This window comes from Rhodococcus sp. YL-1 (assembly GCF_001942025.1).
Lineage (GTDB): Bacteria > Actinomycetota > Actinomycetes > Mycobacteriales > Mycobacteriaceae > Rhodococcus_F > Rhodococcus_F qingshengii.
Window position 1 is genome coordinate 343,273 of the sequence record NZ_CP017303.1, and the last position, 13,425, is coordinate 356,697.

The window sequence follows — 13,425 nt, forward strand, 5'->3', positions numbered from 1 at the left end:
TTCCCGTGTTGTGGCAGATCGTCGGCACCTCTGGGGCGTGATGTTGTGGGGTCCACGTGTGTCTCAATACTGAGCCTGCCGGTGGCGGATATGCCTTGGTTAGATGTTTGGTGAAGATTCGATGAAGGACCATGGTGTCCCAAGCAGTCGACGACTGCCCTCGTCCGTGATGGTGGTCGTCGTGAAGTGAAACCTTTGGATTCGTTGCGGGTGGACAGTGGGACCTCTCCCGCACATCGCGTCCGAAGAGTTCAGGGCAGACGGAAGGTCATCGGGGCAGTCGAATTCGGGATCAAATCAGTGATCGGAGCTTGTGGCATGACTGGTGAATCGTCGTAGGCGCAAACTGTTCGTGACGACGAAGATGGAGCTGAAAGCCATGGCAGCGCCGGCGATCAGCGGGTTCAACAACCCCAGCGCCGCCAGAGGCAACGCCGCCACGTTGTAGGCGAAGGCCCAGAAAAGGTTCCCTTTGATGGTTTTCAACGTCGAGCGCGACAGACGGATCGCATCTGCGGCGGAGCGCAGGTCGCCTCGGACAAGGGTGAGATCGGAGGCTTCGATGGCGACATCGCTGCCGGTGCCCATGGCCAGACCTAAGTCTGCTTGTGCCAGAGCAGCGGCGTCGTTGACACCGTCACCGACCATAGCGACTGTATACCCACGGCTTTGGAGGTCTTTGACGGCGCTTACTTTGTCCGCGGGCAAGACTTCGGCGATGACATCGGCGGCTTCGATCCCCACTTGTTTTGCGACGGCGACGGCGGCGCGAGCATTATCGCCGGTCAACAGGATGGGACGTAGTCCCAAGGTTCGGAATGCAGTGATGGCCTCTTTCGAGGTGTCCTTGACAGTGTCCGAAACGACCACGATTCCGCGGATCGAACCGTCCCACGCAACCCACACCGGGGACTTTCCGTCGGCTTCCGCGTCGTGTGCGGCCACTTCCAGATTCTTGGGTGCGACGAGAGACCAGTCCTGCTCTAACCAGGTTCGCCGACCTATAGCAACGGCTCGGCCGTCTACGACACCGGAGACGCCTCGGCCGTCGTGGTTGGAGAAACCTTCGATTCTCGGCAACGGCCGGCCGTCAGCCCGAGCTGCAAGAGTGATGGCCTGCGCGATCGGGTGTTCGGAGCCGTCCTCCAACGCTCCTGCGACAAAAAGTAATTCGTCGATATTCTCGCCATCTGCGCCGACTGTCGAATCGACACTCATGCGCCCGGTGGTGACGGTCCCGGTCTTGTCGAGCACGATGGTGTCGACCTGACGGGTGGATTCGAGAACCTGGGGGCCTTTGATGAGAATCCCCAACTGGGCGCCGCGGCCCGTTCCGACCATCAGCGCCGTCGGTGTTGCCAACCCCAATGCACAGGGGCACGCGATGATCAGCACGGCAACGGCGGCGGTGAACGCCGTCACCATCGAGTGACCGGTCAAAAGCCACGCACCCAACGTCATCAGTGAGAGAACGATGACGACCGGGACGAAGATTCCGGAGATGCGGTCGGCGAGACGTTGGACCTGAGCCTTGCCGTTCTGTGCATCTTCGACCAGTCGTGCCATCTGAGCGAGCTGAGTGTCGGCGCCGATACGAGTTGCTCGAACGAGGAGTCGCCCTCCAGCGTTGACGGTGGCGCCGACAACGGCGTCGCCAGGGCGCACTTCGACTGGCACGGATTCGCCGGTCAGCATGGAGGCGTCCACCGCAGATGTGCCGTCGGTGACGATGCCGTCGGTCGCGATCTTTTCGCCGGGGCGTACGACGAAGATGTCACCGACCACCAATTGTTCGGTGGGAATTCGGATCTCGGTGTGTTCCCTCAACACCGCTACGTCTTTGGCTCCCATGTCCATCAGTGCGCGTAGGGCTGCACCCGACTGCTTCTTGGCGCGGGCTTCGAAATATCGCCCCGCCAGTATGAAGACGGTGACCGCAGCAGCGACTTCCAGATAGATGTGGTCCGCTCCGCCCTCCTGCTGTGGGAACAGGCTGAACTCCATCTTCATGCCGGCCATTCCGGCATGACCGAAGAACAACGCCCACAGTGACCACAGGTAGGCCGCCGACACCCCCACCGAGATCAGAGTGTCCATTGTTGCCGCGCCGTGTCGGGCATTCGTCAGTGCAGCGCGGTGGAAGGGGAGTGCGCCCCAGACGACGACGGGAGATGCGAGCGTCAAGGCCAGCCACTGCCAGTTCGTGAACTGCAATGGCGGGATCATCGACAATGCGACCACAGGCACAGTCAATGCGAGCGAGACGAGCAGTCGGGTCCGCAGTTGCGAAGCCTCGTCCTGGATTCGGGCGTCCACCCCGTCGGTAGTGCCGACCTCTCCGGACGAGCCCTTGGGGGCAGGCAAGGTGGCGGTGTATCCCGTTGCCTCGACGGTGGAGATCAAGTCTTCAGGTGCTACCGCACCCGTGAAATCGACCTTCGCCTTTTCGGTCGCGTAGTTCACTGTCGCGGTGACGCCGTCGATCTTGTTGAGCTTCTTTTCGATTCGCGCGGCGCAGGAGGCGCAGGTCATGCCGCCGATGACCAGTTCGACACTGTGTGCGGACTCGGCAGCGACGGTCGTGTTGTCCAGGGTGCTCATCAGATGTACCTCTCCTGACCTGCCTACGCTGGCGGTGTGGGCGCCCGGTCAGATGTTCGCGAGATGATAGTTGCCGGCTTCGTCGAGCGCGGCAGTTACTTGTTCCTCGGTCAGTGGCGCTGAAGCTGTGACGGTCACGGTGGAGACTCCTCCGGCGACGAGATCGATCTCGACCTCGCTCACTCCGGGGAGGGCGCGCAGCTCGTCCGTGACGGCGCCGACGCAATGCCCGCAGGTGAGGCCGGTGACCGCGAACGTGTTGTTGGTTGCAGACATGATGTCCTCCGTAGGGGTGGGCGCGGATGTCGTGGGTGATTTCTTCGTCGAGTTGCATCCACAGCCGCGTTGCGTCTTATCGAGTAGATTCGGCTGCGAGTTAGTCTGACCGCTCATGATTCCCTTCCCGTCTGGTACCCCAGGGGGGTACCTGTTTCTACTATACTCGCGTTAGGAGAAGGTGAGTCAAGGCTGCGCCTCGACTACTTCCGTCGGACATTTGGTCGGATTCTCCCTCGTGTATTCGCCCGCGCAGAGAACGTCGAATTTCGAGCGCCCGTGGAGTGTCGCCAGGTGTACACCGGAGTCATGGGCAGTTGCGCCGTTCGCGGGATTTCGATCCCAGTCCAGCGGCAGGGCAGAGGCCGGGGATTCCGGGACGCTGACCCGATGCCGGGGCGGCCACAATCTCACCTCGCCGAACGGGGTAGGAAGAGGCATCGAATGAGATGCCGGCCCAATCAGGTCGCGCCTCCCGTGCTGGTGTGATCGTGTGTTCGGACGTCTCCACGTGTCAGACGATGTAGCCCAAGCGGGTCATCATACCCGACTCCTGGTGATATCCGTTGTGGCAGTGGAGCATCCAGTCGCCCGGGTTGTCGGCGATGAGATCGACAGCGACAGATTCCATCGGACGAACGATGACTGTGTCCTTACGAGGGCCGACACCGCCGTCACCTTTGACCACTTGGAACGTATGCCCGTGCAGATGCATGGGATGCCACATCATCGTCATGTTGGTGAACGTGAGCCGGGCTCGGTCCCCTTCTTTGACGGTCAGAGGTTCGGTTTGGTCGTAGTTCCGACCGTTGATCGTCCATTGGTAGCTCATCATGTCTCCCCCGAGGTCTGCCACGAGATCGACACCGGTGCCATCGCTTCGCGGCAGAACGACACTTTCGGCTGCAGTGAACGTCTCGACCGTGCCCACTCGACCTGCCAATTCCCGAGGGAGGAACGACGCGTCGGGCGCAGCGCCCGAGCCTGTACGCAGCAGCGTCCGAGCCTGAGCGTTCTTACCCTCGGCCGCGGCGACGAGCGGGAATACACCGTCCTTGACCGTGACGATCACGTCGTAGCGCTCACCCATGCCGAGGAGAAGCGCATCGACTTCTGTCGGTACGACCGGAAAGCCGTCCGTATGGGTCACGGACATCACGTGATCGGCAAGGGCGACTCGAAAAGCGGTATCCGCACCCGCGTTGATGATGCGAATTCGCACACGCTGACCGGGAGCGGCCGAGAATGTTGTCGGTGCGGAAGCTATCCGCCCGTTGATCAGATAGTAGGGGTAGCTGACGTCACCCGCGTCCCCGCCGAGCAGAGCGCTGGATGCTGCTGAGCTCGGGCCACCCGAGGTGGGGGGCGGCGTGGTTTCGTTCGACCCGTGGTTCATTCCACCCATGCCGGGCATGTTGCCCATTCCGGATCCGCCCATCGAACCCATGCCGTTTCCGGACTGGAGGTCGGAGAGGATCTGTTGCGGGCTCGTGCCGATTCCATCCGTCCAGTCGTCGAGAACGACGATCCATTCGGCGTCGTAGTCGGCGGGCTCGCGGGGGTCGTCGACGATGATGGGGAGGTAGAGGCCGTAGTCGGTGTCGAGACCGACATGGGGGTGAGCCCAGTACGTTCCCGAATGAGGTACGGAGAAACGGTATGTGAAGTTCTGCCCCGATTCGATGTTCGGGCTTGCCGGCATGGCGCCGTCCATGTCGTTGCGAAGCGCGATGCCGTGCCAATGCACCGATGTCTGATGATCGAGTCTGTTGTTGACGGTGATTGCGAGCTCGTCACCGACATTCGCGCGAATCAAGGGACCGGGAATACTGTCGCCGTATGCCAGGGTGCGCACCGTGATGCCGCCGAGATCGATATCGGCGCCCTGCGGATTGAGCGTGTAGTCCACGGTGCGACCGGTATGCGGGCGCGCTGCCTCAGCGGTCGTGATGGCATTCTTGTCGAACGGCGGGGGGGTCGGGTTGGACGATCCGCTGGTGGTGCATGCGGTCAACGCCAGGCCTCCCGCCCCCGCCGCCGTGGCGGCGAGAAACGTACGTCGACTGAAAGCCGATCCTGTGGACGGCGCAATAGCCATGATTGTGATTGTCCTTGTCTAGTCGTTGTGGAGAAGCGGAACTGATACGCCACCGGGCCCGGGGCGGGCGTCCCAGAGTCAACGACTCTCGTGTCGACGAGAGGATCGATCCAAAGCTTCTCTGCGGGAGCGATACTCGTCATCGTCGATCTCGCCGCGGGCGTAGCGCTCATCCAACAGGTGCTGCGCATTCGTACCACGGAGTTCGCTGCGGTCACTGCGTCTGGGACGAAACAATGCAAGTAGGGCCGCAATGACCAATCCCCAAAATGCGATCATCGCCAGCGCCATCAGAATCCAGCTGACCCAACCCATTCCATAACCCGAATTCTCGCTCCACCACATCATGTCCGTTCACTCTCCTCACCTTCGACAGTGCTCGCCGAACCCTCTGGGATTGGTGTGCTTTCTATGAAGATTCGCTGAAGAGGTGACCGCATACCGTGTATCGCGTGCGCAGCGGCGGCTGAGGAGTCCACGATGGTTGCATGGACAGTACGTCAACACGGTCAACCGACGGTTACGCAGGTTTTCGGGCACTGGTCGTCGATGACGAACGCCCACTGGCCTCGATCATCTCGAGTTACCTCGAACGAGAGTCATTCGAGGTGAGTGTGGCCTACAACGGTTTCGACGCTCTCGCCCTTGCACGTGAGGTCGATCCTGATGTGGTGGTTCTCGATCTCGGGCTCCCCGGTATCGACGGTATCGAGGTGTGCCGGGAACTTCGTACGTTTTCGGATGCATACGTGGTGATGCTGACTGCTCGCAGCGAGGAAGTGGACACCATCGTCGGGCTTTCTGTCGGTGCAGACGATTACATGAGCAAGCCGTTCAGCCCCCGAGAGTTGGTAGCGAGGATCCGCGCGATGATGCGTAGACCCCGCAGCGGAGCCGCGCACAGTACAACCGCGGGAGCGGTAACCCGAGGGGAAGAGAGTCCGCCGATGACGTTCGGGGTGCTCAGGATCGACGTTGCCGGGCGAGAGGTGTGGGTCGACGAGAAACCGGTTCTGCTGACTCGGACGGAGTTCGACGTGTTGGCGGTACTAGCTGCTCGGCCGGGCATGGCATTCAGCCGTCGGCAACTGATCGAAGCGGTATGGGGCCCTGCGTGGACAGGGAATGATCATCTGGTCGATGTTCATATCGGTCATCTGCGCCGCAAACTCGGCGATGATCCCGCCTCGCCCTCGTACGTCAATACCGTGCGCGGCATCGGGTACCGAATGGGTTCCGGAAAATGACTACCCTGGAAGAACTTTCGTCTCATCAGGGGCGTACCCGCCGAGGACTCGGCGTCGGAGTGCGTTTGCTGATGGCCCAAACGCTCGTTGTGGTGGCAGGAGCGGCCACCTCATGGGTCGTTGCAGTCACTGTCGGTCCGAGTTTGTTCCGCGAGCATCTGCGCCGCGCGGGCGTGCCTCCGATGTCTGAGGAGCAAATGCACGCCGAGCAGGCATATCGCTCGGCAACTGCGGTCTCGTTGTCCGTGGCGATCGGCGCAGCTGCGTTGTGCGCGCTGGCTGTGACCTGGTATCTCAGTCGTCGGCTGCAGCGGTCGGTGACTGCGGTGTCAACTGCCGCCACGGCAGTCTCGGCGGGAAACTACGCGGCCAGAGTCCCGCCGCCGCAGCTCGGTGACGACTTCGACGCACTTGCGACGGCCTTCAACGAAATGGCCGTTCGACTCGAGTCTGCCGAGTCGATGCGTCGACGGTTGCTGGCAGATCTCGCGCACGAGATCCGGACGCCGGTAGCTGTTCTCGAAGCATTCATGGAAGCGCTCGAAGACGGAGTGGAAGCTCTCGATGATCACACCATTGCGATGCTCAGAGATCAGACCCGACGTCTGGCACGGTTTTCCGGCGACGTCTCGGCGCTGTCCGATGCCGAGACGAATCGAGCTGCAATCGAACCGACATGGACCAGACCTGAGGTACTGGTGAGCTCAGCGGTAGCGGCGCACGAAGAACGATACGACACGAAAGCAGTCATTCTGAGCGTGGACGTCCCCGGAAATCTGCCGTCGGTGTGGCTGGACCCGGAGCGCATAGGGCAAGTGTTGAGCAATCTGCTCGACAACGCACTGCGCCACAGTCGATCACAGAGCACAGTGAAGGTGCGGGGACGGGTGAAAGGGGATCGGTTCATCCTCACACTCACCGACGAAGGCGATGGAGTCGCCGCCGAGCACCTCCCCTATCTGTTCGAGCGTTTCTATCGCGCCGACGCAGCACGCGATCGTGCTCACGGAGGGGCAGGGATCGGACTGTCCATCGCGAAAGCACTCGTCGAAGCACACGGTGGACAGATCACCGCCGCGAGTGACGGAGCCGGGCAAGGCACCACCTTCGTTATCGCGTTGCCAGTACATCGTCCGAAAGGGCGGCACATCGACTGCCGGGGAACTGTCGATGCGTGACATTCGACGCGACATTCGAGGTAATGGAAACGCTCCGGGAACACCCACTCACCCCGCCGCTACCGGCACACCTGGTCAAGAACTCGTGAGGTGAACCGATCAATGACGATTCAAGAGACCAGAGCGCAGAGGTGACCCGGCCCGGGGACTTACACTTCGATCGCTGTGACGTAGGCACTCGCGCACACCGAACCCGAGACCAGGAACCAACTACTCAGGCTCTCCCCTGAACTGTGATACCGCACGGTCACGTCGTTTCCCGCGGTGATGGGAGAGCGATATTCGAGAATCGCTCGGTAGGGGAGTGGATTTCGGGGTCCGGCCCAATCTCTGATCAGGTCTTCGACAGGCTGCCAATACGTGGCGTTGTTGACGTGGTTGAACGGATCGATATCGCTCGATCGTAAGACGAATGTCGTTTCCTCCCCATCGCCCGGACGAGCGGTGTGCCAGGGTTTCCACTTCAATCGGTGATCGTTGGCGGTCGAACCGAGTCCGGCCATGAAACTCTCTTCGATCCTGGAAGGCATCCCGTTGACCGGATTGAGATTTATCCAGAATCCTTCGGTCTCGATCAAGCCGCCGCCGTCGGATTCGATGCGGACACGCATCGTGCACCACCTGCTCGACAACCCCGAGCACCATCTGCGCATGCGCACACGAGCCGGCCAGCTGACCGGACGAATGACATCGATGACTGTGCGGCGCACGACCCACACCGGGTGGGCAGCCGCTGCGCCGCTCGCATCGAGATCGTCGAAACCGATGTCCTGCAGATAACGTGCAACGCCATCGAGTCGCACCGTCCCGGAGACGTCGATATCTCCCGTCCGTACCGGCCGAGAGGTTTCGAACACCGCGCCATTGGTCGGCAAATCCACCAGGCGGTGGTTGCGCATCGCGTCAGCTTCCATTTTGCAGATCCCTTAGATGTGATTGTTCGCTTCGATACTTTGCACACCCTTGCTGCAACGTAGTGCGATCCCTACGCCCAGTCCCGCATCAGCCGCCGGGTCTGCCGCAGTCGTACCCAGTAGTCCGTGCCCGGTCTCCGAACATGGTGAACAAGGAGCCTATCCAGTCTCGCAAACTACTACACTGTCCGCGCGATTGCCGGTTGACGTTCGATGTCCTTTCCAGGGCTCTTCGTGAGTGTGCCCAAGATCGTTGCGGCACCATGGAATTCCCATATTCCTCGGCTCGGCCTCGAAGCGCCTCGTCTCGCCGCAGTGCCCACCCGCGCGTTCGCGCTCGACCTCTACCTACTATCCAGGTTCGTAGTTCAGCTACTATCGACCTTAGTAGTTCGGTGGGCATCCGCGCCAACCGAGAGATTGGGGCGACGGTGAGCAAAAAATCAACCAAAACCCGCGCGAAACAGCGGTCTACGACGCAGAGTCGAGCCCGACGCGCCACGTCACCGAAGCGGAACCCCACTTCACGACCGCACGACGAAGTCGGCACAACACCCCGTGCTAGGCCCAGTCCGGCCGGTAGTGCCGTGGAAGAACTGGCCGCAGCGGCCGCAGCGGCGTATCTGAGTAAAGCAGCGCCGACACCAGCCCCTGCCTTGGCTCAAGCAGCGCCGACACCAGCCCCTGCCTTGGCTCAAGCAGCGCCGGCGCCGGCCATCGCCGAAAAGGCGATGCCCGCCAAGCCATCGGGCACTGAACGCGTTGTCCAGCCATTGGGTGACGACGAGTCGACCGCTGCAACGGAACTCGCTGCGCCCGGCGGTGGGTGCGCTGAAGCGTTCACGCAGATAGAACCACAGGGGCTCGCAGCAACGTACTGGGGAGAATCGCCCGAGGTTACTTCCGATCTGTCGATTCTGTTCCGAGGAGCCCGCAACAGCCCGGGCAGCGAACCGGAACGTTTCGAGAGGGTCACCCACGTCAACGGTGTTCCAGCGGGGGGGCGCTTCGCGGTGACTGCGAGAATCCGCGGAATCGCCACTGGTAGTTGGACTGTCAGTGCCGAGCGCATCGAAACTCCGGACGATACCACCGGGCAGTTCGACATCGCAGCTCCGCAGACCGCCACGGCCTGGACTACCGCAGCGCCATTGGTGCACGGGCCCGGCGTGCGACTCTGGACGTGGCCGCTGTTGGTCGGTTTGGGTGCAGTGTTCGCCATCGTCATGCAGGCACTGCTCTTGACCCGTATGAGCGAGAACGCCACTGCGGCAGTTCTCATTTCGATCCTCGGCTGCCTTCTCGGCTACGTGGGTGCGAAGCTCTGGTACTTGGCACTTCACCGCCAGAGCCTTCGAAAATTCGTCTCTGCCGGCGCATGCATACAAGGATTTTTGGTGGTGTCGCTCGCGGTATTGGTGCTCGGCGGAGCAGCCTTCGGTCTGGGCGTCGGTGTGTTACTGGACATGACAACGCCCGGGTTGTTTCTCGGGATTGCGATCGGGCGCCCGGGATGCTTTTTGACAGGATGCTGTTCGGGTCGACCTACCAGGTCGAGATGGGGAATGTGGGCTTCGGACCGGACTCTCGCGGTGCGCCGAATCCCCGTGCAACTGATCGAAGCGTTCGCAGGCTTGATCATCGGCCTCGCGACACTGATTTTCGTCCTCTACGGCACCGAAACGCCCTATGACGGAGCAGTATTCGTTGTCGCCGCGGCTATCTACACGTGGGTCCGTCAAGGGTTGTTCCCCTATCGTGCGGACCCTCATACACGGCGCGGGCGGCTTCTGACCAGCGCGGCATGCGGAATTGTCATCGTCGCGACGATTCTGCTGGGCGTGGTGTGATCGTGACCCAGAGTAGTAGCCTTTTGCGCTTTTCTGCCGATGCCACGTGCGCAGAAGGTGAGTCTCACGAAAATTGGGATGGCCACGAATCAAGTTTCGCGCGGGATCTGGCCAATTCGATTGGCGCCGCGTTCGGTGCATGAGGCCGGTTCAGTTCGAGGAGGGGGTGAACCGGCCTTGAGCACTGGCCCCCTGCGGGCCGGACTCCTTGTTCGTCCACGACCCGGTTTCGCACTGTTTCAAGCACCTGCTGCGCATGAAGCCATCGCCATCGCACCCAGTAGCGCCAGAAGAGGCGCCGCAGGTAGGACGATCGCCGTTCCGCAGGCAGCAAGGGTGCGGAGGTAGCGAATGGGCGCCGGGTGGTGGGTGCGGTGGGAGGACAGACGATCAAGTCGCAACGCCAGGCAATCCTGCGCTATTCCCAGAGCCGCCACGGGCACCTCGTGAGGTGTCATACTGCAGAGTGCGCGGTGCACGGATTCGCGCCCATGCTGACGAACGGCTCGGGAGTCGGCTTCGATTTCCACCAACGCACGGACCAATGGGGGCGAAGATCGCATGATCGGAAGCCACGGAAACGCGTAGGCGAGCGTTTGAGCTGCGCTGACGAGCAGATGGTGCCGCCCCGTGATGTGTGCTCGTTCATGTGCGAGTACTGCAGCAAGAGCCTCGGTGTCGAGTTGATCTCTCAATCCGTCGCTCGCAACTACAAGCGCGGGGCGCCCAGCGATACTGTAGGCGAAGGGCACAGAAACCGGGAGCCAGAGCAGTGACGAGGACCGTGCACCCCCCAGAATGCGCAGCAACCCGAGGTGCTGCTGGTGTAGCTCGCGGCGAGTGCGGGAGAAGCTGAACAGATGGACGGTGCCTCGCACCGCCCCGATGACCAGGGCTGACCCACCGAGTACACCCACCGCCGTCTCGAGCCTGGCCGGCGCGTCGTCGTGAAGGGCGAGCCAACAGCTGTGGGCGAATTCGATCAGCGACGAGACACCACCGTGACTGGGTAAAAGGCTCAAGATCACCGGGACACTGATACTCACTACAGTTCCGAGTGCCAGAGCGCCCCACAAGACGAGGACGACATGCGGATCAACGCCGCGACGCATCATCGATCCGAGGAACAGCGGGGAGAGTGCGGCAACGAGAAGGCCACCGACCGCCCACGCGAGGACGGCTGTCACTTCTTGCCTCGTTCACGCAATCCACGCGCCAGGATCTTCGATTCGACGTCGGATGTCCCGCGAACAAAATGCAACAGGACCCCGGTCGGGTCTCCGGTGGATTCGAGAAGTGCGCGCAACCCGTCAGCTGCCGCTTCCTCGCGGCTTCGCGTGGCTTCGTACCAGTACGCGCGCCCGTTTCGCTGACGATGCACCCAACCTTTGCGATGAAGATTGTCCATGACGGTCATCACCGTCGTGTACGCCGGTTCACGGTCGTCATCGAGGCCGTCGATGACGTCGCGCACACGGACCGGTTCGGTGGAGCGCCACAGCACATCCATCACCAGCGCCTCGAGCTCTCCCAGACCTTGCATTTTTCCTCCTCGTAGAGCTGCATTCGTCACCGCACCGTGCGAGTGCCCAACCTGCAACCTCCGTCGCTTTCGTACGGGGCCCAACCAGCGCTGTCGGTGATTCGTCGGTCACAGTGATGTGGGACCGCTCGATGAGGGTGTCGTGTCGACTCTGCACGCTGGAGGTTGCCGAGACGGCGAACCGAAGCCCTGTAGAAATACTATCTGTTCTGCTTCCCGTCGCCGCCCCGATACGGCGGCGGTGTCTGGCGACCTCCTCCCGTGACGATCTGCCGAACCCCTGTCAGCTCTGACAGTGTCAAAAGGTTTATCCAGCACTTTCGCGTCGACTACGGGAGAACGTCTCGCGCGGAGCTTCTGTTTGCGATTCAGCATCGTTTGCCGGCAGGGCGACAGGTCTTACAGCGCGCTGCCTTCCGACCATCGGTCCCACGGCACACTCCAGTCGCCGTTCTGCCACAATTCGAGAGGGGCGCCGCCGGTATTGCGTATCTCCACGACATCTCCGGGAAGCGAAAAATCATAGAACCATTGAGCATTGGCGCGACTGAGGTTCAAGCAGCCGTGTGAAACATTGGTATTGCCTTGCGCCCAGACTGTGTCTTCGAGTTCGTGAAGGTAAATTCCGTCGGTGCTTATTCGGGTGGCGTAGTTGATTTTTTCCTTGTACCCCAGCCGGGAATTGACGGGAAGTCCGTAGGTCGACGAGTCCATGATCACGGGGTTGGCCTGATCGAGGACGGTGTAAATGCCTGGTTGGGTCCAGAAGGAGATCGTTTGGCCGTTGACGAGCTCGGTTCCTCCCATGCCCATCGATGTCGGCATAGTGCGCACAGTTTTGCCGTTGCTCGTGACCGTCACTTGCTTGGTCGTATCGTCGGCGACGGCGATATGCGAGTCGCCGATGGTGAATGCAGTCGTGGCGTCTTCCTGTCCGAACAGTCCGCCACCGAGCGGGACGCCGAAGACCGCAGCCCGGACCGTGACCTCGGTGCCGGGGGGATAGTACGCACGAGGTCGCCAGTGAACATTCTGGTCATCCACCCAGTACCACGAGCCTTCGAGCGGCACCGACGTTTGCACAGTCAGGCTTTTCTCCGCCGCTGCACGATCGAGGATCGGCTCGTCGAAATGCGTGACAATAACGATCCCTACCCCGAAAGTGCCACCATCTGTGAGGAGGTTACCCCCGGCCGTCACGAAGGATGGTTTGGTCAGGTTCCGCGGCTTGACTGTGGAGAAGGTGCTGGACTGATCGAGACGTGAGCCATCGTTTTGGGTGGCTGACGCTGTCATCGTGTAGGTCTTCCCGTAGTCCAAGGACGCGCCGGGTTTCCACACCTGCCGGTCAGGGGTGAAGATGCCATCGACCACAGCCCCGCCCACTTCGGTGAGCACTACCGAGTCGAGCCTCCCGCCAACAGATTCCACCGTGACCGGATCAAGGGGGTTGACGGTATCTGTCCCCCCGGAAGGAGTCATCACCAGCGCGGAGACAGGAGAGTCGTTCTCGGCGGGCGCACCCGTGTCACTCGGTGCGGACTGCGGTGCTGTGGAGGTGCATCCTGTCAGCGTTGCGACCATAAGGACAAGGACGACTAACCCTGTATGCCGTGTTGAGGCCATAATTGTTCCTTCACGTCAGTGGGTGGGGAGCGCCGACGAAGACAGTGATTCGCAAGGGACGCAAGTAATCAGATGGAAGATCAGAGCGGACA

General features: G+C 61.4%; 11 protein-coding genes. 3 read left to right on the forward strand and 8 right to left on the reverse strand.

The features are described 5' to 3' along the window. Positions 1-297: 297 nt before the first annotated feature. The 4 genes from BH682_RS33815 to BH682_RS33830 all read right to left on the reverse strand — a co-directional run bounded on the left by BH682_RS33815 (position 298) and on the right by BH682_RS33830 (position 5,323). Complete coding sequence (locus tag BH682_RS33815) at positions 298-2,601, reverse strand: heavy metal translocating P-type ATPase (protein WP_047270630.1); 2,304 nt, start codon at positions 2,599-2,601, stop codon at positions 298-300. 48 nt (positions 2,602-2,649) lie between these two features. Beyond that, complete coding sequence (locus BH682_RS33820) at positions 2,650-2,877, reverse strand: heavy-metal-associated domain-containing protein (RefSeq protein WP_030537788.1); 228 nt, start codon at positions 2,875-2,877, stop codon at positions 2,650-2,652. Between the two features lie 514 nt (positions 2,878-3,391). Next, positions 3,392-4,975 (reverse strand): multicopper oxidase family protein, encoded by a 1,584-nt coding sequence (locus BH682_RS33825; protein ID WP_075836368.1) that lies wholly within the window; start codon positions 4,973-4,975, stop codon positions 3,392-3,394. 78 nt (positions 4,976-5,053) lie between these two features. Continuing rightward, positions 5,054-5,323: an SHOCT domain-containing protein gene (locus BH682_RS33830; protein WP_075836370.1), complete on the reverse strand. Its 270-nt coding sequence runs from the start codon at positions 5,321-5,323 to the stop codon at positions 5,054-5,056. Between the two features lie 140 nt (positions 5,324-5,463). Between BH682_RS33830 and BH682_RS33835 the strand changes: the two genes are divergently transcribed. Both BH682_RS33835 and BH682_RS33840 read left to right on the forward strand, forming a co-directional pair. Beyond that, complete coding sequence (locus tag BH682_RS33835; RefSeq protein WP_075836373.1) at positions 5,464-6,222, forward strand: response regulator transcription factor; 759 nt, start codon at positions 5,464-5,466, stop codon at positions 6,220-6,222. After that, positions 6,219-7,400: a HAMP domain-containing sensor histidine kinase gene (locus tag BH682_RS33840; protein ID WP_075836375.1), complete on the forward strand. Its 1,182-nt coding sequence runs from the start codon at positions 6,219-6,221 to the stop codon at positions 7,398-7,400. Before BH682_RS33835 ends, BH682_RS33840 begins: the two co-directional genes overlap by 4 nt. A gap of 149 nt (positions 7,401-7,549) precedes the next feature. Here BH682_RS33840 and BH682_RS33845 read toward each other — a convergent pair whose 3' ends face one another. After that, a complete protein-coding gene (locus tag BH682_RS33845) occupies positions 7,550-8,314 on the reverse strand; it encodes an acyl-[acyl-carrier-protein] thioesterase (RefSeq protein WP_019747374.1) in 765 nt (254 codons plus the stop codon). A gap of 587 nt (positions 8,315-8,901) precedes the next feature. Here BH682_RS33845 and BH682_RS33850 point away from each other — a divergent pair. Further along, on the forward strand, positions 8,902-10,164 hold the full coding sequence (locus BH682_RS33850) for a prolipoprotein diacylglyceryl transferase family protein (RefSeq protein WP_232354276.1): 1,263 nt from the start codon (positions 8,902-8,904) through the stop codon (positions 10,162-10,164). A gap of 239 nt (positions 10,165-10,403) precedes the next feature. Here BH682_RS33850 and BH682_RS33855 read toward each other — a convergent pair whose 3' ends face one another. The 3 genes from BH682_RS33855 to BH682_RS33865 form a co-directional block, all read right to left on the reverse strand. Next, positions 10,404-11,351, reverse strand: coding sequence for a M56 family metallopeptidase (locus BH682_RS33855; RefSeq protein ID WP_019747376.1), 948 nt, complete (start codon positions 11,349-11,351; stop codon positions 10,404-10,406). After that, positions 11,348-11,707 (reverse strand): BlaI/MecI/CopY family transcriptional regulator, encoded by a 360-nt coding sequence (locus BH682_RS33860; RefSeq protein ID WP_019747377.1) that lies wholly within the window; start codon positions 11,705-11,707, stop codon positions 11,348-11,350. The genes BH682_RS33855 and BH682_RS33860 overlap by 4 nt, the downstream gene beginning before the upstream one ends. A 399-nt stretch (positions 11,708-12,106) precedes the next feature. After that, a complete protein-coding gene (locus BH682_RS33865) occupies positions 12,107-13,333 on the reverse strand; it encodes a L,D-transpeptidase (RefSeq protein WP_037127158.1) in 1,227 nt (408 codons plus the stop codon). Positions 13,334-13,425 lie beyond the last annotated feature (92 nt).

Coding starts and splice junctions, on each gene's coding strand:
- BH682_RS33815 (WP_047270630.1), bottom strand. CDS start 2,601: ATGAGCACCCTGGACAACACGACCGTCGCTGCCGAGTCCGCACACAGT.
- BH682_RS33820 (WP_030537788.1), bottom strand. CDS start 2,877: ATGTCTGCAACCAACAACACGTTCGCGGTCACCGGCCTCACCTGCGGG.
- BH682_RS33825 (WP_075836368.1), bottom strand. CDS start 4,975: ATGGCTATTGCGCCGTCCACAGGATCGGCTTTCAGTCGACGTACGTTT.
- BH682_RS33830 (WP_075836370.1), bottom strand. CDS start 5,323: ATGATGTGGTGGAGCGAGAATTCGGGTTATGGAATGGGTTGGGTCAGC.
- BH682_RS33835 (WP_075836373.1), top strand. CDS start 5,464: ATGGACAGTACGTCAACACGGTCAACCGACGGTTACGCAGGTTTTCGG.
- BH682_RS33840 (WP_075836375.1), top strand. CDS start 6,219: ATGACTACCCTGGAAGAACTTTCGTCTCATCAGGGGCGTACCCGCCGA.
- BH682_RS33845 (WP_019747374.1), bottom strand. CDS start 8,314: ATGGAAGCTGACGCGATGCGCAACCACCGCCTGGTGGATTTGCCGACC.
- BH682_RS33860 (WP_019747377.1), bottom strand. CDS start 11,707: ATGCAAGGTCTGGGAGAGCTCGAGGCGCTGGTGATGGATGTGCTGTGG.
- BH682_RS33865 (WP_037127158.1), bottom strand. CDS start 13,333: ATGGCCTCAACACGGCATACAGGGTTAGTCGTCCTTGTCCTTATGGTC.